Genomic DNA, 19056 nt, shown 5'->3' with positions numbered 1-19056 from the left:
ACGCGCTCGCACCGATCCGTGGCAGACCTGTGGATAACTCTCACCGACCCGGCCCACCGGGGCGGATTCCCGGTGCCGCGGCGCTAGGCCGTGCGCCCTGCCACGTACCACCTCGACGGCAGTTCGAGGCGGGTTCCCCTGGCCGTGTGCTCCGTGGTGACCAGGGGGAGTTCGCCGCTGGTCACGACGGTGAGGCCGGCGGCGCTCAGGTACTCGGGGACCGCGGCGTCGGTGACCTCGCCGGGAGCGATGCCGTGGCGGAAGATCGGGGCGAGCTTGGCGGGAGGGCCCGCCGGATCGGCCGCGAGGCCCATGAGGACGGGTTTCGCGGCCTCGGAGAGTTCGACGAGGCAGACCCGGCCGCGTTCGCCCAGCAGCGTGGCGACGGTGTCGACGAGGCGTTGGCGGTCGTCGGGCTCGCACTGGTGGAGGACGCCGCGCACATAGACGTTGGCGTCGCCGAGTTCGGCGTGGAGGGCTTCGGCGTCCGTCTTGTCGGCCGCGTCGAGCACCCGGTACTCGGCCCGGCCGTCGGGGTCGGCCCGGCGGGCCCGGTCGAGGGCGGCGGTGGAGAGGTCGGCGCCGATCACGCGGGGAAAGCGGTCGGCCAGGTAGCGGGTCTGGGTGCCGTTGCCGCAACCGAGGTCGACGAGGGGGAGGTGGGCCGCGGTCAGGTACGGCTCGAAGAGCGCCAGATGGACGGCGGCGGTCCGTTCGGGTCCGGCGTCCCAGAAGACGGCGCCCGGCTCGTCAGGGGCCTCCCGCCAGAACCCCTCCCAGGCCTCCCGGTACCGACTCGTCACGCTCATGCCACACACCCCCGGACCAGCGACGCGGCCGCCGCGGCGGCGGCCCAGATCGGTCTACCGTGCCCGGCGTCCACAGACAAGCACCGTGCGCGTACCTTCACTCGTCGTTCAGACCGCACGCGCCCCCGAGCGCCCCTCACGCCCCTCTGGCCGTAGCCGGTGCGGCGGACGGCCCGTCGGTGTCTCAGCGCCGCCGGGGCAGGGTCAGTTCGAACCACACGGTCTTGCCCGCGCCCGTCCGGCTGGTCCCCCACTCGCGGGCCAGGGTGGTGAGGACGCGCAGTCCCCGGCCGGACTCGTCGGTCGGCGCCGCGCCGAGCAGGGTCGGCAGGGTGGGGTCGTCGTCGTAGACCTCACACAGCAGGGTGTCGCCACGGACCAGGCGCAGTTCGACGCGGCGCCCGCGCGCGTGCCGTACGGCGTTGGTGACGAGTTCGCCGGCCAGGAGCACGGCGGTGTCCGTGAGGCTGTCGAGGCCCCAGACGCAGAGCTGTTCGCGGACGGCGGCGCGGGCGCGGGCCGCCTCGACCGGGTCTCGGGAGAGGCGCCACTCGGCGACGTCCTCGGGCTCGATGCCGTTGAGCCGGGCCATCAGCAGGGCCACGTCGTCCTTGCGGCCGCCGCGGGTGTTGAGGGCGCGGATGATGGTGTCGCAGGCGTCGTCCATGGAGGCGGCCGGGTGGGCGGCGGACTCGCAGAGCGTGGCGAGGCCCACCCCGATGTCCTCGCCGCGTACCTCGACCAGCCCGTCGGTGCACATCACGAGCCGGTCGCCCGGGTCCACGCGCACGCGTACCGCCTCGAACGCCACTCCGCCGACGCCGATCGGGGCGCCGGTGGGCAGGTCGAGGAGTTCGCTGCGGCCGTCCACCGCGCGGACCAGCACGGGCGGAATGTGCCCGGCGTTGGCGAGGTGGAGTTCGCCGGCGATGGGGTCGTAGACGGCGTAGAGGCAGGTCGCGAGATAGTGCTCGCCGAGGCGCTGGGCGAGGTCGTCGAGGTTGCGCAGGAGCTGTGCGGGCGGCAGGTCGAGGGCGGCCATGGTCTGCACGGCCGTGCGCAACTGGCCCATCATCGCGGCGGAGTTGAGGCCGTGCCCCATGACGTCCCCGACGACCAGGGCGGTGCGGGCACCCGGCAGTTTCACCGAGTCGAACCAGTCGCCGCCGACCCGCCCGAGCAGGGTGCCGGGGAGATAGCGGGTGGCGATGTCGCAGCCCGCCATGTGGGCCTCGATCTGCGGGAGCATGCTGTCCTGGAGCGTCTCGGCGACGTTCTCCTGGTAGGTGTACATGCGGGCGTTGTCGAGGACGAGGCCCGCGCGGGCGGCGAGTTCGGCGCCGGTGACGCGGTCCATGTCGTCGAAGACCTCGCGCTCCGGGTGGCGCAGCAGGATCATGAAGCCGAGCACGACGTTGCGGGCCTTCAGGGGCACGACCAGCATGGAGCGGCCCGTGATCAGCGGGCGGATGTCGCGCTTCTCGAACTGCGCGGCGATCGCGTGCCCCATCTGCTCGCTGATGCGCGGCACGAGGACGGGCTCGCCGGTGGTCATGCACTGGAAGAACGGGGTGTGCGCCGGGAACGGCATGGCCTCGCCGACGGGGACGACGTCGTCCCAGCGGCCCGGCTCGTCCGTGTGCTCGACGGCGACCCGGTGCCACATGGTCGTCGTGTCGGGCACCCCGTCCGGGAACCCCTCACCGGCGACGACCTGTTCGCGCAGATACGTGCCGGCGACGTCGGTGAAGCGGGGTACGACCGCCCGGCTGACCTCGACGATGGTGCGGGAGAGGTCGAGGGAGGTGCCGATGCGCCCGCTGACCTCGTTGAGGAACTCCAGGCGCTCGCGTACGGCCGCGTGTTCGAGGTCCTCGCCCTCGTCCCGCGCGTCCTCCGGCACCGGCAGCCCCTCCGCGACAGCGCGCGCGGCGCGTTCACGGCGGGCCCGCCGCTCCGCGCGCCGGGGCACGCCCCAGTCGGGGGTGACGGGCACCCGGTCGTTCTGGCTGAACTCGAGCACCGGATAGCCCAGTTCGAGGACCTGGGCGACGATGCGGGCGCTCTCGCCGACGCTCATGCTGGGCAGGATCTCGGGGAGCCTGCGGGCGAGTTCCTCGGCGCCGGGGAAGTCGGTGTGCAGGGCGAAGCCGGGGGCGATGCGTTCGACGGCGACCTCCACCCCGTCGTCCCGCCGCAGTGTCCCGGCGTCGGCGGCCAGTACCAGGAGCCGTTCCCGGCCGGGGCCGACCAGGGGATAGGCCCACCACAGGACGTCGATCCGGCCGCGTTCGGGAACGGTGAGCCGGGCGCGGCCGGCCGCCGGGTAGGACAGGTGTCCGTCGAGCGAGGTCTCCAGATCGTGCCCGAACGCGTCGTGCCCGAACGCGTCCTGCCCGAACGCGTCATGGCCGATCGCGTCGTGCCCGAGGGCGTCGTACGCGCCGTGGACGGTGTGGAGCGGGGGCTCGTCCTCGTCCGGGAGGGCGCCGGAGACGGGCAACAGGTCGAGGGCGGGGTGGCCCACCGCGTCGTCCTTGGTGGTGCCGAAGAGCCGGCGTGCGCCGGAGCTCCAGTGCGACACGAGTCCGGCGCGGTCGACGACGACCACGGCCAGGGGAATGCGGCCCGCCGCGGCGTGCTCCGGCGCCTCGTCACCGGCTCCGAGGCCGGTAGTCGCGCCCGTGTCGGTGCCACGGTCCATGGCCAAGGCCCTTTCTCCCCACGGCTCGCAAGATCTGCGCCGCCTTCACTACCGTACGGCTGCGTAGCGTTGCGATGTGTGGCAATACGCGAATTGCTCCGTAGGAGGCTCCGGCGCACGCGCGGTGGACGCGGGCGGCGCACGATCACTCGCGCGCCCCCGCCTGTCCGGGCCTCCCTCAGTCCGCGTACCCCAGTTGGAGGTCCTGCTCCGTCCTGGAGCCGGAGGCGACCTGGAGCACCGTCGCGACGGGCGGGTACCCGGTGGCGATGACCGTGTACTCGCCGGCGGAGAGGTCGACGAACCGGAAGGTCCCGTCGATGCCGGTGGTGACCGTGTCGACGACGTCCCCGGTGGAGTCGAGGAGGGTCACCCGCGCGTCCTCCACCGGTCGGCCGCCCCCGGCGCGGACCGTGCCCCGCAGGACGGCACCCCCGGCGAGCTCGATGTCCTGGCGCGTCTCGCGGGCGGCCCGGACGGTGACGGGCAGCGCGGCCGGCCGATAGGAGTGGGCGCCGGCGGCGAGGGTGTACTCCCCGGCGACCAGTTCGGTGATGAGGTACTCGCCCTCCTCCCCGCTTCGGGTGGTCACGACGACGTCGCCGTGCACGTCGGTGAGCGTGACGGTCGCGTCGCTCACCGCCCGGCCGTCGGCCGTCCGCACCCGCCCGGCCAGACGCCCCGCGCCACCGAGGACGATGTCGACCTCGACGGGCCGGTCCCCGATCGTGACGCTCACGGCCTGCGGCTGGTGGCCGCCGGCGGCGGCGATCAGCACGTACGCCCCCGGGCCGGGCGCGGGCAGCGCGTACCGCCCGTCGTCACCGCTGCCGCCGCGCCCGGTCTGCCGGCCGCCCGCGTCGATGAGGGTGAGCGCGGCCCGGGGCACGACGGAGCCGTCGGAGTGCTGGACCGTGCCGCGCACGGGGACCCCGGAGCCGTACGGCGAACGCGCCTGCGGGATCTGGACGGAGGGCGCGGCCGTGGGGACGGGCTCGGGATCGGGCGTTGCCTCGGGTGTCGGGTCGGCGGGCACCTCGTCGAGGGGCACCGGCGTCTGCTTGAGGAAGCAGGCGACGAGGAGCCCGGCGACGAGCACCGGCGTGAGGTACAGGAAGATCCCCGGCATGGCCTCCGCGTAGGCCTGGACGTAGGCCTCGCGCAGCGGGTCCGGCAGGGTGTGGACGAGGTCCGGGGTGAGGGAGCGGGGGTCGGGGAGGACGGCGCCCGCGTGCTCGGGGAGGCGGTCGGTCAGCCGGGCCGTGAGGAGCGCGCCGAAGGCGGCCACGCCCACGCTGCCGCCGATCTGCCGGAGGTAGTTGCCTGCCGCGGTGGCGGGCCCGAGGTCGGCGGGGCGCACGGAGGTCTGCACGGCGAGGATCAGGACCGGCATCACCATGCCGATGCCCGCGCCGAGGACGGCGGTCCAGATGCCGAACTGGAGCCGGGGCGTGTCCGCCCCCGGACGGGACAGCAGCCACACGCCGAGCGCGGTCAGGGCGCTGCCGAGGACCGGATACGTCCGGTAGTGCCCGGTGCGGCCGATGAGTCGGCCGGCGATCACGGACGCGCCGACGATGCCGGCCATCATCGGCAGCATGAGCAGCCCGGTCTCGGTGGCGGAGTGCCCGCCGGCCATCCGCAACCAGGTCGGCAGGTAGCCGGCGGTGCAGAAGAGGGCGATGCCGATGGCGATCCCGACGAGACCGGTGACGACGAAGACGGGGTCCTTGAACAGCCGTGGCGGGACGAGAGGTTGGGGCACGAACCGCTCGGTGACGAGGAAGAGGGTGAGGGCGGCGCCCGCGCCGGCGGCGAGGCCGAGGACGGGGCGGGCGTCCCAGGCGTACGTGGTGCCGCCCCAACTCGCCAGCAGGACCGCGCAGGTGGAGGCGGCGGCGAGGAGCAGGGCCCCGAGGACGTCGAGGCGTCCCCCGGCGGTGGGCGGCGGCAGTCGAAGGGCGAAGGTGACGACGGCCAGCGCGAGGAGCCCGACGGGCACGTTGAGGAGGAAGCACCACCGCCAGCCGACGTGGTCCGTGAGGAGACCGCCCAGGAGCGGGCCCGCCACGGAGGCGAGACCGAACACGGCGCCCACCAGGCCCAGATGGCGGGCCCGGTGCCGGGACGGCAGGACGTCGGCCATGATCGTCTGGACGCCGATCATGAGGCCGCCCGCGCCGACGCCCTGGAGTGCGCGGAACGCGATGAGCTGGTCCATGCTCCGGGAGAAACCGGCGAGCGCGGAGCCGGCCACGAAGACGGTGAGCGCGAACTGCAGGGCGCCCTTGCGTCCGTGGAGTTCGCCGAGTCTGCCGTAGACGGGGAGGGTGACGGTGGCGGTGAGCAGATAGGCCGTGACCGGCCAGGCCAGGCGGTCCGCGCCATGCAGTTCGCCGACGATGTCGGGGAGCGCGGTGGCGACGACCATCTGCTCCAGCGCGGCAAGGAGCAGGACGAGCAGCAGCGCGGAGAAGACCAACCGGGCCCGGTGCGGACCGAGTCGGGGAGGTCCGTCCGCCGCCGGCGGTGGAGCGGGTGTGGTGGTCGGCTCGTCCTTCACCAGTGTGGTCGCGCCCATGCGTACCGCTCCCCTCGTCGCACTCACCGCACAATTCCCGCGTTAAGCGGCAACTGTCGGTAAGTGCGGCGAGTTACGGCATTCCGGGGAGCGTCACGGAGATCCACTCGAACCGGTGAGGACGGCAACGCGCCCCGGATGATCGCCCGTTGGACCGGGCATCCTTTCCGCTCCGGGTTACTTCTCGACCTCGGCGGCGAGGTTGGCGAGCAGGGCGTCGTAGATGCGGGCGAGGCCCTTGGGGGCGAAGGTCTTCTCGAAGAAGCCGCCGATACCGCCGGCACCCTGCCAGGTGGTGGTGACGACGACGCGAGAGCTGCCTTCGCCGGCCGGGGTGACCCGCCAGACAGTGACCATGGAGGAGTTGCGGTCCTTCTCGACGAGCTCGCCGTCGGAGGGCTCGGTGACCTCCAGGAGGCAGTCGCGCACGCGCTTCTTGGTGGCCTGGAGCTTCCAGTGGACGAGGGTGCCCTCGCCGTCGCCGCCCTCGCGCACCTCGTACTCGCTGAAGTGCTGCGGCATCAGCTTCTCGCGCGCGCCGTTGTACTCGGCCAGGGTGTCGAACACCGTCTCCGCGTCCGCCGCGACGACTCGTTCAGTCGTGGCCTCGACCTGCGCCATTGCCATTCCTCCAGCACTTGGTAACTCGGGGATGTGCGGAAAGCCAACCACCCCCCGGCCGGAGGGCCCAAATCGGGGTGCCCCTAGGGCCCCCAGGGGGCGGCCCCGAGGCCTCGGAGCGAGCCGTCCCGAGGGCCCCCGACGAGACCTCCACACGATGTTCGAAAACCAGTTCGCACGATCAAGGGAACGTGTGTTCTATTCTGGGGCGAGAGCAACCGAGGAGGCGTCCATGCGCTGGGACCATCTGGCCGAGAACCCCGCCACGGCCCGGGACGCCGCGCTGTTCGGCGCGGATCTGGTGACGAGCCGCACCTTCGACACTCCCGAGTTCCGCGGCATGACCTTCCACGAGGTCCGGGCGAAGACGATCGTGAACCGGGTCCCGGGAGCCTCCCGGATGCCGTTCGAATGGACGGTGAACCCCTACCGGGGCTGCTCCCACGCGTGCGTCTACTGCTTCGCCCGCAAGACCCACAGCTATCTGGACCTCGACACGGGCCTCGACTTCGACTCGCAGATCGTGGTGAAGATCAACGCGCCCGACCTGCTGCGCCGGCAGCTCGCCTCACCGCGCTGGCACGGCGAGCACATCGCCATGGGCACCAACGTCGACTGCTACCAGCGCGCCGAGGGCCGCTACCGCCTGATGCCGGGCATCATCGCCGCCCTGCGCGACCACGCGAACCCCTTCTCGATCCTGACCAAGGGCACGCTGATCCTGCGCGACCTGGAGCTGATCCGGCAGGCCGCGGAGGTCACCGAGGTCGGCATCTCGGTCTCCGTCGGCTTCACCGACCCCGAGCTGTGGCGCACGGTCGAGCCGGGCACACCCGCCCCGGAGCGCCGGCTCGACGTCGTGCGGGCCTTCACCGACCTCGGTATCGGCTGCGGGGTGCTGATGGCCCCCGTGCTCCCCTTCCTCAGCGACCACCCCGACCGGCTGCGCGCCACCGTGCGGGCGATCGCCGCCTCCGGCGCCACCTCGGTCACCCCGCTGGTGCTGCATCTGCGGCCCGGCGCCCGCGAGTGGTACATGGCCTGGCTGGAACGCCACCACCCCCATCTCGTACGGCGCTACGAGCTGCTGTACGCGGAGGGGGCCTACGCCCCCAAGTGGTACCAGCGGCAGATCACCCGTCAGGTCCACGAACTGGCCCAGGAGTACGGCATGGGTCCCCGGCGCGCGGAGCTGCCGCGGCGGACACCGGCACGCGAGCCGGCCGCTCAGGAGCCGGTCCGGGACACAGCGCCGACACAACTGACACTGCTCTGACCTCCCTGGGGGCATCCGGGCGCTTCTCGCGCCCCGATGGGGTCAACTCTCACGGGAACGAGTTCCTTCAAGGGTCTGCTCCGGGACGATGCGACGAAGGCCGTGGTGTGCACGGCCCGCAATCCTCCGTCCTGTGAGGCCTGACGATGAAGAAACGCGCAGCCGCTCTGTGCGGTGCCGCCGCCGTGCTGGCCGGAATGGTCACGGCGGTTCCGGCCGGCGCGAGCGGCGCCCTCGCCGCCGCGCCGGCGGCGAAGCTCGCCTGGAAGAAGTGCGCCACCGGCGACTATCCGACGCTCCAGTGCACCACCCTGAAAGTGCCGTTGAACCACGGTGAGCCGAACGGCAGGAAGATCACGCTCGCCCTGTCCCGCGTCCCGCACACCGCGAAGAAGTACCAGGGCCCCCTGGTGGTCAATCCGGGCGGCCCCGGCGGCAGCGGCCGCACCCTGGCCGGCTTCGTCGCGTCCTCGCTGCCGAAGAAGGTGGCGGCGCAGTACGACGTCATCGGCTTCGACCCGCGTGGCGTCGGCGCCAGCAAGCCCGCGCTCAACTGCCGGCCCGGCCATTTCGCACCGGTGCGCGCCGACTCCCTGCCGGTCGACGCGCAGGCCGAGCGTGCCAACCTCAAGCGCGCCAAGGCCTTCGCCGACGCCTGCGCGAAGAAGTACGCGGACGTGCTGCCGTTCATCGACACGGTCAGCTCGGCCAGGGACATGGACGCCATCCGCGCGGCCCTCGGCGCCAAGAAGATCAACTACTTCGGATACTCGTACGGCACCTACCTGGGCGCCGTGTACGCCAAGCTCTTCCCGCACCGGGTCCGGCGCGCGGTGCTGGACTCCGTCGTCGACCCCTCGGGCGTCTGGTACGACGACAACCTCCAGCAGGACCGGGCGTTCAACGACCGCCACCGGGCGCTGATGGCGTGGATCGCCAAGCACCACAGGACGTACAAGCTGGGCACCGATCCGGAGAAGATCGAGACCAAGTGGTACGCGATGCGGGCGGCGCTGGCCCGCAAGCCCGCGGACCGCAAGGTGGGGCCCGCCGAGCTGGAGGACACCTTCATGCCCGGCGCCTACTACGACGGCTACTGGCCCCATCTCGCCGAGGCGTTCGCCGCGTTCGCGAACAAGAAGAACGACGACCCGCTGGTCGAGGCCTACGAGAACTTCGGCGCCGTCGACGCGGCCGGCGACAACGGCTACAGCGTCTACACCGCGGTGCAGTGCCGCGACGCGCGCTGGCCGCGCGCCTGGGCCGAGTGGCGCGACGACAACTGGGCGATGTACGAGAAGGCGCCCTTCATGACCTGGAACAACGCCTGGTACAACGCACCCTGCGCGTTCTGGCCGACCGAGCCCCTGACCCCGGTGGACGTCTCCAACACCGCGCTGCCGCCGGTCCTGATCCTCCAGGCGACGGACGACGCGGCCACCCCGTACGAGGGCGGCGCCGTCACGCACCAACTGCTGCGGGGCTCCAGCCTGGTGGTCGAGCAGGGCGGCGGGAACCACGGCATCTCGCTGAGCGGCAACGCCTGCCTGGACAAGCACCTGGCGGCGTATCTGACCGACGGCAGGGTGCCGCGCGGCACGGGCGGGGCCGACGCCGTCTGCGCGAAGCTCCCCGATCCCAAGCCCCTGAGCACCAAGGCCGCGTCCGCCTCGTCCCGGGGCTCGACGCTGCACGGCCTGCTGGGCCTCCGCGGCTGAGCCCCGGCCGTGGGAGCCCCGCCGAAAATCACGGGACTCCCACGGCCGCCCCGCCTAGGGTGCGGCCATGCACGACACTCCTCATGACCTCCGCATACGCGAGATGACCCTCGCCGACTGCCGCGCCGTCGCCGAGATCCGCGTGGGTGGCTGGCGCAGCGCGTACGCCGGGCTCGTACCACGGTCCTACCTCGACGCGATGGACGTGGCGGAGGACACCGAACGCCGACGCGCCATGCTCCTGAAGCCCGGCAACCCGGTGGTGAACCTGGTCGCCGAGCGGGCCGGCGAGATCCTCGGCTGGGCGGCGTACGGCCCCTACCGCGACGGCGAAGTCCGCACCGACGACGCCGAGTTGTACGCGCTCTACGTCCGGCCGGGCCACTGGGGCAGCGGAATCGGCGAAGCACTCCTGCACGCCGCCACCGAGCGCTGCGAGACCGCCGGGCACCCACGCATGCTCCTGTGGGTGCTGAAGGACAACGCCCGGGCCCGCCGCTTCTACGAGCACCACGGCTTCACACCCGACGGCGCGGAAGAACCCTTCGAGGCAGCCGGGGTCGAAGTGCCCGAGGTGCGCTACGTACGCGCCCCGTAAGGGGCGCGGGGAACTGCGCGACCAGCCCCCACCGAGCCCGCACCCGAGTCCACGCCCCCCAAGCGGAGCGCTACCGCTGGCGGGGAATTTTCGTCAGCGCCCGCACCGCCGCCTCCGCGAGTCTCGGATGGGCGAGGGCGTCCTTCAGCACGGGTTCGGCCCTGCTGTCCCCCAGCGCCCCGAGCCCCTCCACGCAGGCGAGCGCCACCCGGCGGTACGGATCGTGCGGGGTCAGTCGGCGCCGGAGCGTGGTGATCAGCGCAGGCACCGCCTCGGGCGCCCGGAGTTCGACGAGCAGCCGCACGGGGTGCAGGGCGTAGGCGACGCGCAGCTCGTTCGTGGCGAGCGCGGCGGCCGCCCGGGCGGTGCGCGGGTCGCCGAGCCGGGCCAGCGCGTACGCGGCGGAGGCGCAGCGCGGCGGATCCCGGTGGTTGAGGAGCAGGACCAGCGCCTCGAAGGCCCGGCGGTCCCCCGCCACGCCCAGCCTGAACGCGGCCACCTCCCGCGCCCACAGGGGCTGCCCCGGCTCGGTGAGCACCGCCGCCAGCTCGTCCGTGGACTCGGTCGTGACGAGCCGCTCGTATCCCGCCGCGCCCCCCGACTCGCTCCGCACACGCTCCGTGAGTGATCGCAACTCCTCGTCCATGCCACCGAGCGTACGGGCGTGACCGCGTCTGAGGGACGTACCTCACAAAGACGAGGGCTGGCGCGCTCGTTACCCACCGGTTAAGCTCAGACGAGCGAGTTACCCACTCGTGTTCGCTCTCGACGGTTTGGTGACGCAGCCGTCGCGAGCACAGTCGGTTCGGTGCCCGGAGTTTCGGTATCCGGCGTACCAGTACGGCTCGGCCTCGGGACAGGGCCGGTCGGTTCAGCCGTTCCCCGTGGGCGTGTGCACGCCCCGTGGCGACGGCACCGGGCGTGTGCGTTCATCAGCCCGGCACCACCCACACCCGCGCCCCACGCGCCGCTTGCGCGCTCTTCGCGTATCCGCGGCGCTTCCCTCAGTCGTCACCCTCATTCCTGGAGTCCCGCGATGGCCACTCCCCTTTCCGACTCGTCGGCGTCCCCGCAGTCCCCGTTCAAGACGATCGCTGTCGTCGGTCTCGGCACCATGGGCACCGGTATCGCCGAGGTGCTGACCCGGGCCGGCCGTGAGGTCGTCGGCATCGACATCAGCGAGGCCGCCGGCGCCCGTGCCGTCGCGGCGCTGGAGGCCGCGACCGAGCGTGCCGTGGCCCGTGGGCGGATCACCGAGCGGGAGCGCGGTGACGCCCTCGCCCGCTTCCGCACCTTCACCGACCTCCAGGCCGCGGCCGACGCGGACCTGGTGATCGAGGTGGTCCCGGAGTCGTACGAGATCAAGCAGCAGGTTTTCCGTGAACTCGACGCGATCGTGCGGCCGGAGGCCGTTCTCGCCACCGGCACCAACGCCCTGTCGGTGACGCGGCTGGCCGCCGAGTCGGCGCGTCCGGAGCGGGTCCTCGGGCTGCACTTCTTCAACCCGGCGCCCGCGATGAAGCTGGTCGAGGTCGTCTCCTCCGTGCTCACCGCGCCCCAGGCCGTCGCGGCGGTCACGGATCTCGCCCTCGACCTCGGCAAGGAACCCGTCGCGGTCGGCGACCGGCCCGGTTTCGTCGCCGACGGGCTGCTGTTCGGCTACCTCAACCAGGCCGCCGCGATGTACGAGGCCAAGTACGCCTCCCGTGAGGACATCGACGCGGCGATGCGGCTCGGCTGCGGTCTGCCGATGGGCCCCCTGGCCCTGCTGGACCTCATCGGCGTCGACACCGCCCGTACGGTCCTGGAGGCCATGTACGCGGCCTCGCACGACCGGCTGCACGCGCCGGCGCCCATCCTCCGGCAGCTCAGCGAGGCGGGCCTGACCGGCCGCAAGTCGGGGCGCGGCTTCTACTCCTACGAGGCGCCCGGTTCCGCCACCGTCGTGCGGGACGCGCTCACGCCGCTGGACGGGGTCGCCACGGTCCCCGGCCGCACCGTCCGGTCCGTGGGTGTCGCGGGCTCGGGGACCATGGCGTCCGGGATCGCCGAGGTGTTCGCCAAGGCCGGGTACGAGGTCGTGCTGGCGGCGCGCAGCGAGGAGAAGGCGCAGGCAGCGAAGGCGCGGATCGGCAAGTCGCTGGCCCGCTCCGTCGACAAGGGGCGGATGACCGTGGAGGCCGCCGCCGAGACGCTGGACCGGATCACGCCGGCCGGCACCTACGACGCCTTCGCCGACGTCGATCTGGCGCTGGAGGCCGTGGCCGAGGACCTGGAGGTCAAGCGGCAGCTGTTCGCGACCTTCGACAAGGTCTGCAAGCCGGGCGCGATCCTCGCCACCACCACGTCCTCGCTGCCGGTCGTCGCCTGCGCCCGCGCCACCTCGCGCCCGCAGGACGTGATCGGGATGCACTTCTTCAACCCGGCGCCGGCGATGAAGCTGGTCGAGGTGGTCCGCACGGTGCTGACCGCCGACGACGTCCACGCCACGGTCCGCGAGCTGTGTGCGAAGGTCCGCAAGCATCCGGTGGACTGCGGCGACCGGGCCGGGTTCATCGTGAACGCGCTGCTGTTCCCGTACCTGAACAACGCGATCAAGATGGTGCAGGAGCACTACGCGACGCTGGACGACATCGACGCGGCGATGAAACTGGGCGGCGGCTACCCGATGGGCCCGTTCGAGCTGTTGGACGTGGTCGGGCTGGATGTCTCGCTGGCCATCGAGAAGGTGCTGCACCGCGAGTTCCGTGACCCGGGGCTGGCCCCGGCGCCGCTGCTTGAGCACCTGGTGGCCGCGGGCTGCCTCGGCCGCAAGACGGGCCGTGGCTTCCGCGAATATGCCAAGCGCTGAGCGGTCGGGCGACGAGTTCGGCACGGCCGGGGGCGCGGCGTCCTCGCCCCCGGCCCGGCTGTCGGGCCCGGAGACGGGCCGGGCCTCCCCGTCGGCGGCCGACACGGACTGGGGCGGGCTGCTCGGGCCGGGCAGCCGCTCCTCGTCGGCCCGTTCCGCCGCCTCCACGCCCGGCCCGTCCCCCGGCTGCCCGGCCGCCGACCTGGTCCCACCCCTGTCCCGACCGGGCGGCCGGAGGGACGGACACGCGCACTCTCCTGCACGGATGCAGTACGTTCGGGGCATGTCCCAGCCCGCCAAGTCCTCACGTACACCAGCTGCGCCCGACGCTCCGGAGAGCGCCGCGGGAAGTCGTGCCGCCGCCCAACGCCTCAAGATGCGCAGGGAACTGGCGGCCGCGGCCATGGAGCTGTTCTCGACCAAGGGGTACGAGGCGACCACCGTCGACGAGATCGCGGCGGCGGCCGGGGTCGCCCGCCGCACCTTCTTCCGCCACTTCCGCTCCAAGGAAGAGGCGATCTTCCCGGACCACGACGACACCCTGATCCGCGCCGAGGCGGTGCTCAACGCGGCGCCCCCGCACGAGCACCCGCTCGACACGGTGTGCCGTGGGATCAAGGAGGTCATGAAGATGTACGCGGCCCGGCCGGAGATCTCGGTCGCCCGCTACAAGCTGACCCGTGAGGTTCCCACCCTCCGGGAGGCGGAGATCGCCTCCGTGGCCCGCTACGAGCGCCTCTTCACCCGTTATCTGCTGGGCCACTTCGACGAGCACGCCCACCACGACGCCGGCAACGACGACCCCCTGCTCGCCGAGGTGGCCGCGTCGGCGGTGGTCACCGCGCACAACCACGTGCTGCGACGGTGGCTCAGATCCGGCGGGCACGGCGACGTCGAGACCCACCTCGACCACGCCTTCGCCATCGTCCGCAAGACGTTCGGCACGGGCATCGGCGCGGGCCGCACCCTGGCACCCGAGCCGGCCGCCGCGACGACGTCCACGCACGGCGAGGTCCTGGTGACCGTGGCCCGCACCGACGCCCCGCTCGACGAGGTCATGCGCACCATCGAAGAGGCGCTCCGCGACCGCTGACACCCCTCGGAACCCCGATCCGACGACGATCTACTCAACGGTAACTGTGAGAACGGCCACCCTCCAGGGTGGCCGTTTTGGCACGTCAGAGGCCCTTTTCTACCCCCGCATGATCGATCATCGCTCAAGTGTTACGTAAAGATTTCACCTGAGCGAACTTTCTGGCACTCGGTGCCTTGCGGGGTGACACGGCGTGCCATACGTTGAAGGAGTCCGGGCGGCCGGCGTACAGCGAAATCCCGTACGCCGACTGTCCCCGCGAACCACGGTCCGCGCGCCCGGACGCCTGCGTCACAGGCAACCCTCCGCGCCACACACAGCGCCGCCGAAGCACCACCTCCGCCGAACCGACGGCATCACCACACAGCTCTGCAGCACCCGACGTAACCCTCAACAGCGTCCTTCCCTCAAGGACGCTCGTCGCCGGAGGCACCACGTGAAGGACATCCTGGACGCGATCCAGTCGCCGGACTCCACGTCCGCCGACTTCGCCGCTCTGCCGCTCCCCGAGTCGTACCGCGCGATCACCGTGCACAAGGACGAGACGGAGATGTTCGCGGGCATGACGACCCGCGAGAAGGACCCGCGCAAGTCGATCCACCTGGACGAGGTCCCGCTCCCGGAGCTCGGCCCGGGCGAGGCCCTGGTGGCCGTCATGGCCTCCTCGGTCAACTACAACTCGGTGTGGACCTCGATCTTCGAGCCGCTGTCCACCTTCGGATTCCTGGAGCGCTACGGCCGCACCAGCGAGCTGGCCAAGCGCCACGACCTGCCGTACCACATCATCGGCTCCGACCTCGCGGGCGTCGTCCTGCGCACCGGTCCCGGCGTCAACGCCTGGCAGCCCGGTGACGAGGTCGTCGCGCACTGCCTCTCCGTCGAGCTGGAGTCGTCGGACGGCCACAACGACACGATGCTCGACCCCGAGCAGCGGATCTGGGGCTTCGAGACCAACTTCGGCGGGCTCGCCGAGGTCGCGCTCGTCAAGTCCAACCAGCTGATGCCGAAGCCGGACCACCTCAGCTGGGAGGAGGCCGCCGCCCCTGGCCTGGTGAACTCCACCGCCTACCGGCAGCTGGTCTCCCGCAACGGCGCCGCCATGAAGCAGGGCGACAACGTGCTCATCTGGGGCGCCAGCGGCGGACTCGGCAGCTACGCCACGCAGTTCGCCCTCGCCGGCGGCGCCAACCCGATCTGTGTCGTCTCCAGCGAGCAGAAGGCGGACATCTGCCGCGCGATGGGCGCCGACGCGATCATCGACCGCAACGCCGAGGGCTACAAGTTCTGGAAGGACGAGAACACCCAGGACCCCAAGGAGTGGAAGCGCTTCGGCAAGCGCATCCGCGAACTCACCGGCGGCGAGGACATCGACATCGTCTTCGAGCACCCGGGCCGCGAGACCTTCGGCGCGAGCGTCTTCGTCACCCGCAAGGGCGGCACCATCACCACCTGCGCCTCGACCTCGGGCTACATGCACGAGTACGACAACCGCTACCTGTGGATGTCGCTGAAGCGGATCATCGGCTCCCACTTCGCGAACTACCGCGAGGCCTGGGAGGCCAACCGCCTCATCGCCAAGGGCAAGATCCACCCGACGCTGTCCAAGGTCTACTCCCTGGAGGAGACCGGGCAGGCCGCGTACGACGTGCACCGCAACCTCCACCAGGGCAAGGTCGGCGTCCTCGCGCTGGCCCCCGAGGAGGGCCTGGGCGTCCGCGACCACGAGAAGCGCGCCCAGCACATCGACGCCATCAACCGCTTCCGGAACGTCTGAGGTCCCGAGATGAGTGAGCGTCAGAAGGACCGGCCGTGGCTGATGCGGACGTACGCCGGTCACTCCACGGCCGAGGCGTCCAACGAGTTGTACCGGCGCAACCTCGCCAAGGGGCAGACGGGTCTGTCGGTCGCCTTCGACCTGCCGACCCAGACCGGCTACGACTCCGACCACATCCTCGCCCGCGGCGAGGTCGGCCGGGTCGGCGTCCCGGTGGCCCATCTCGGTGACATGCGCAGGCTGTTCCAGGACATCCCCCTGGAACAGATGAACACCTCGATGACCATCAACGCCACCGCCATGTGGCTCCTGGCGCTCTACCAGGTCGTCGCGGAGGAGCAGGGCGCGGACATCACCCAGCTCCAGGGCACGACCCAGAACGACATCGTCAAGGAGTACCTGTCGCGGGGCACCCATGTGTTCCCGCCGGGGCCCTCGCTCCGGCTGACGACGGACATGATCGCGTACACGGTCTCCCACATCCCGAAGTGGAACCCGATCAACATCTGCAGCTACCACCTGCAGGAGGCCGGGGCCACGCCGGTGCAGGAGATCGCGTACGCGATGTCCACGGCGATCGCGGTGCTGGACGCCGTGCGCGACTCGGGCCAGGTGCCCGAGGAGCGCATGGGCGACGTCGTCGCCCGGATCTCGTTCTTCGTGAACGCGGGCGTCCGCTTCGTCGAGGAGATGTGCAAGATGCGGGCGTTCGGCCGCATCTGGGACCGCGTCACCCGCGAGCGGTACGGCATCGAGAACCCCAAGCAGCGGCGCTTCCGGTACGGCGTCCAGGTCAACTCCCTCGGCCTGACCGAGGCGCAGCCGGAGAACAACGTCCAGCGGATCGTGCTGGAGATGCTGGCCGTGACCCTCTCCAAGGACGCGCGGGCGCGTGCGGTGCAGCTGCCGGCCTGGAACGAGGCGCTGGGCCTGCCCCGGCCGTGGGACCAGCAGTGGTCCCTGCGGATCCAGCAGGTGCTGGCGCACGAGAGCGACCTGCTGGAGTACGAGGACATCTTCGAGGGCTCGCACGTCATCGAGGCGAAGGTGGCCGAGCTGGTCGAGGAGTCCTTCGCCGAGATCGAGCGGATCCAGGAGATGGGCGGCGCGATGGCCGCCGTCGAGTCCGGCTACCTCAAGTCGCAGCTGGTCTCCTCGCACGCCGAGCGCCGGGCCCGGATCGAGTCCGGCGAGGAGAAGATCGTCGGCGTCAACATCTACGAGTCGACCGAGCCGAACCCGCTGACCGCCGACCTCGACGCGGCGATCCAGACGGTCGACCCGGCGGTCGAGGCGCGGGTCGTCGCGTCGCTGCGGAACTGGCGCGACACGCGCTACCAGCCGCCCTTCAACCACCCGCGCCCGTGCAAGGCGCTGGAGCGGCTCAAGGAGGCCGCGAAGGGCACGGACAACCTCATGGAGGCCACCCTGGAGTGCGCCCGCGCCGGAGTCACGACCGGCGAGTGGGCCGGGGCCCTCCGTGAGGTGTTCGGCGAGTTCCGCGCGCCGACCGGTGTCTCGTCGGCGCCGGTGGCGGTCTCCGCCGAGGAGGGCTCGGCGATGGCGGAGGTCCGCCGCAAGGTGGACCGCACGGCCCAGGATCTGGGCGTCGGCAAGCTCCGCTTCCTGGTCGGCAAGCCGGGTCTGGACGGGCACTCCAACGGGGCCGAGCAGATCGCCGTGCGGGCCCGCGACGCGGGCTTCGAGGTGGTCTACCAGGGCATCCGGCTCACCCCGGAACAGATCGTGGACGCCGCCCTCGCCGAGGACGTGCACGCGGTCGGGCTCTCCATCCTCTCCGGCTCGCACGCCCAGCTCGTCCCGGACGTGCTGGAGCGGCTGCGCGAGGCGGGCGCCGGTGACATCCCGGTGATCGCCGGCGGGATCATCCCGAACGCGGACGCCGACCGGCTCAGGGCCGCCGGAGTGGCCGCCGTGTTCACCCCGAAGGACTTCGACATCACCGGGATCATCGGCCGTATCGTCGACGAGATCCGCAAGGCCAACAAGCTCAGCCCCCTCATCAGCACGGAGGTCCCCGCATGACCAGCCCTGTTCCCCAGGTGAACCGCCTTCGCCCGCGGCGCTCCTGCCTCGCGGTGCCGGGAAGCAACCCCCGCTTCCTGGAGAAGGCCCAGGGCCTCCCGGCGGACCAGGTCTTCCTCGACCTGGAGGACGCCTGCGCCCCGCTCGCCAAGCCCGAGGCGCGGCACACCATCGTCAAGTTCCTCAACGAGGGCGACTGGACGGGCAAGACGCGGGTCGTGCGCGTCAACGACTGGACGACGGAGTGGACGTACCGCGATGTCGTCACCGTCGTCGAGGGCGCGGGCCAGAACCTCGACTGCATCATGCTGCCGAAGGTGCAGACGGCACAGCAGGTCGTCGCCCTCGATCTGCTCCTCACCCAGATCGAGAAGACGATGGGCTTCGAGGTCGGCAAGATCGGCATCGAGGCGCAGATCGAGAACGCGCAGGGCCTGAACAACGTCAACGAGATCGCCACGGCCTCCCAGCGCGTGGAGACGATCATCTTCGGCCCGGCCGACTTCATGGCCTCGATCAACATGAAGTCGCTGGTCGTGGGCGAGCAGCCGCCCGGCTACCCGGCGGACGCCTACCACTACATCCTGATGAAGATCCTGATGGCGGCCCGCGCCAACAACCTCCAGGCGATCGACGGCCCCTACCTGCAGATCCGCAACATCGACGGCTACCGCGAGGTCGCCCAGCGGGCCGCCGCGCTCGGCTTCGACGGCAAGTGGGTGCTGCACCCGGGCCAGGTCGAGGCGTCCAACGAGATCTTCTCGCCCTCGCAGGAGGACTACGACCACGCCGAGCTGATCCTGGACGCGTACGACTACTACACGTCCGAGGCGGGCGGCAAGAAGGGCTCGGCGATGCTCGGCGACGAGATGATCGACGAGGCCAGCCGCAAGATGGCGCTGGTCATCTCCGGCAAGGGGCGCGCGGCCGGCATGCAGCGCACCTCCAAGTTCGAGACCCCCGACAACTGAGGAGCCCTGAGCGC

The 19056-nt window shown here is 71.6% G+C and carries 13 protein-coding genes; 8 read left to right on the top strand and 5 right to left on the bottom strand.

The features are described from left to right. Nucleotides 1–83: 83 nt before the first annotated feature. From L3078_RS37580 to L3078_RS37565, 4 genes are all read right to left on the bottom strand, one after another. Nucleotides 84–809, bottom strand: coding sequence for a class I SAM-dependent methyltransferase (locus L3078_RS37580; protein WP_239758492.1), 726 nt, complete (start codon nt 807–809; stop codon nt 84–86). 184 nt (nt 810–993) lie between these two features. Continuing rightward, entirely contained in the window at nt 994–3513 is a 2520-nt protein-coding gene (locus tag L3078_RS37575; RefSeq protein WP_239758490.1) for a SpoIIE family protein phosphatase, read from the bottom strand. 178 nt (nt 3514–3691) lie between these two features. Then, nucleotides 3692–6094, bottom strand: a complete 2403-nt coding sequence (locus tag L3078_RS37570; RefSeq protein ID WP_239758489.1) for an MFS transporter — start codon at nt 6092–6094, stop codon at nt 3692–3694. A 177-nt stretch (nt 6095–6271) separates the two neighbouring features. Continuing rightward, nucleotides 6272–6715, bottom strand: a complete 444-nt coding sequence (locus tag L3078_RS37565; protein ID WP_045556573.1) for an SRPBCC family protein — start codon at nt 6713–6715, stop codon at nt 6272–6274. Between the two features lie 232 nt (nt 6716–6947). On the opposite strand from L3078_RS37565, the gene L3078_RS37560 reads away from it, so the two are divergent. The 3 genes from L3078_RS37560 to L3078_RS37550 all read left to right on the top strand — a co-directional run bounded on the left by L3078_RS37560 (nt 6948) and on the right by L3078_RS37550 (nt 10307). Next, nucleotides 6948–7991: an Rv2578c family radical SAM protein gene (locus tag L3078_RS37560; protein ID WP_239758488.1), complete on the top strand. Its 1044-nt coding sequence runs from the start codon at nt 6948–6950 to the stop codon at nt 7989–7991. A 146-nt stretch (nt 7992–8137) separates the two neighbouring features. Further along, complete coding sequence (locus tag L3078_RS37555; RefSeq protein ID WP_239758487.1) at nt 8138–9709, top strand: alpha/beta hydrolase; 1572 nt, start codon at nt 8138–8140, stop codon at nt 9707–9709. 67 nt (nt 9710–9776) lie between these two features. After that, nucleotides 9777–10307 carry a GNAT family N-acetyltransferase gene (locus tag L3078_RS37550; protein WP_239758485.1) on the top strand — a complete coding sequence of 177 codons (531 nt, stop codon included), beginning with the start codon at nt 9777–9779 and terminating at the stop codon, nt 10305–10307. Nucleotides 10308–10377: 70 nt separating this feature from the next. Here L3078_RS37550 and L3078_RS37545 read toward each other — a convergent pair whose 3' ends face one another. Further along, on the bottom strand, nt 10378–10953 hold the full coding sequence (locus tag L3078_RS37545) for an adenylosuccinate lyase (RefSeq protein WP_239758484.1): 576 nt from the start codon (nt 10951–10953) through the stop codon (nt 10378–10380). 390 nt (nt 10954–11343) lie between these two features. Between L3078_RS37545 and L3078_RS37540 the strand changes: the two genes are divergently transcribed. The 5 genes from L3078_RS37540 to L3078_RS37520 all read left to right on the top strand — a co-directional run bounded on the left by L3078_RS37540 (nt 11344) and on the right by L3078_RS37520 (nt 19042). Next, nucleotides 11344–13158 (top strand): 3-hydroxyacyl-CoA dehydrogenase family protein, encoded by a 1815-nt coding sequence (locus tag L3078_RS37540; RefSeq protein ID WP_239758482.1) that lies wholly within the window; start codon nt 11344–11346, stop codon nt 13156–13158. Nucleotides 13159–13423: 265 nt separating this feature from the next. Continuing rightward, a complete protein-coding gene (locus L3078_RS37535; protein ID WP_239760630.1) occupies nt 13424–14251 on the top strand; it encodes a TetR family transcriptional regulator in 828 nt (275 codons plus the stop codon). Between the two features lie 436 nt (nt 14252–14687). Continuing rightward, nucleotides 14688–16025 carry a crotonyl-CoA carboxylase/reductase gene (gene ccrA / locus L3078_RS37530; RefSeq protein ID WP_239758481.1) on the top strand — a complete coding sequence of 446 codons (1338 nt, stop codon included), beginning with the start codon at nt 14688–14690 and terminating at the stop codon, nt 16023–16025. A gap of 9 nt (nt 16026–16034) precedes the next feature. After that, nucleotides 16035–18071: a protein meaA gene (locus L3078_RS37525; RefSeq protein WP_239758479.1), complete on the top strand. Its 2037-nt coding sequence runs from the start codon at nt 16035–16037 to the stop codon at nt 18069–18071. Continuing rightward, on the top strand, nt 18068–19042 hold the full coding sequence (locus tag L3078_RS37520; protein WP_239758478.1) for an HpcH/HpaI aldolase/citrate lyase family protein: 975 nt from the start codon (nt 18068–18070) through the stop codon (nt 19040–19042). The genes L3078_RS37525 and L3078_RS37520 overlap by 4 nt, the downstream gene beginning before the upstream one ends. Nucleotides 19043–19056 lie beyond the last annotated feature (14 nt).

Source organism: Streptomyces deccanensis, assembly GCF_022385335.1.
Lineage (GTDB): Bacteria > Actinomycetota > Actinomycetes > Streptomycetales > Streptomycetaceae > Streptomyces > Streptomyces deccanensis.
Note: the sequence above shows the minus strand (reverse complement) of the source record. Positions and strands in the feature narration are given on the sequence as shown.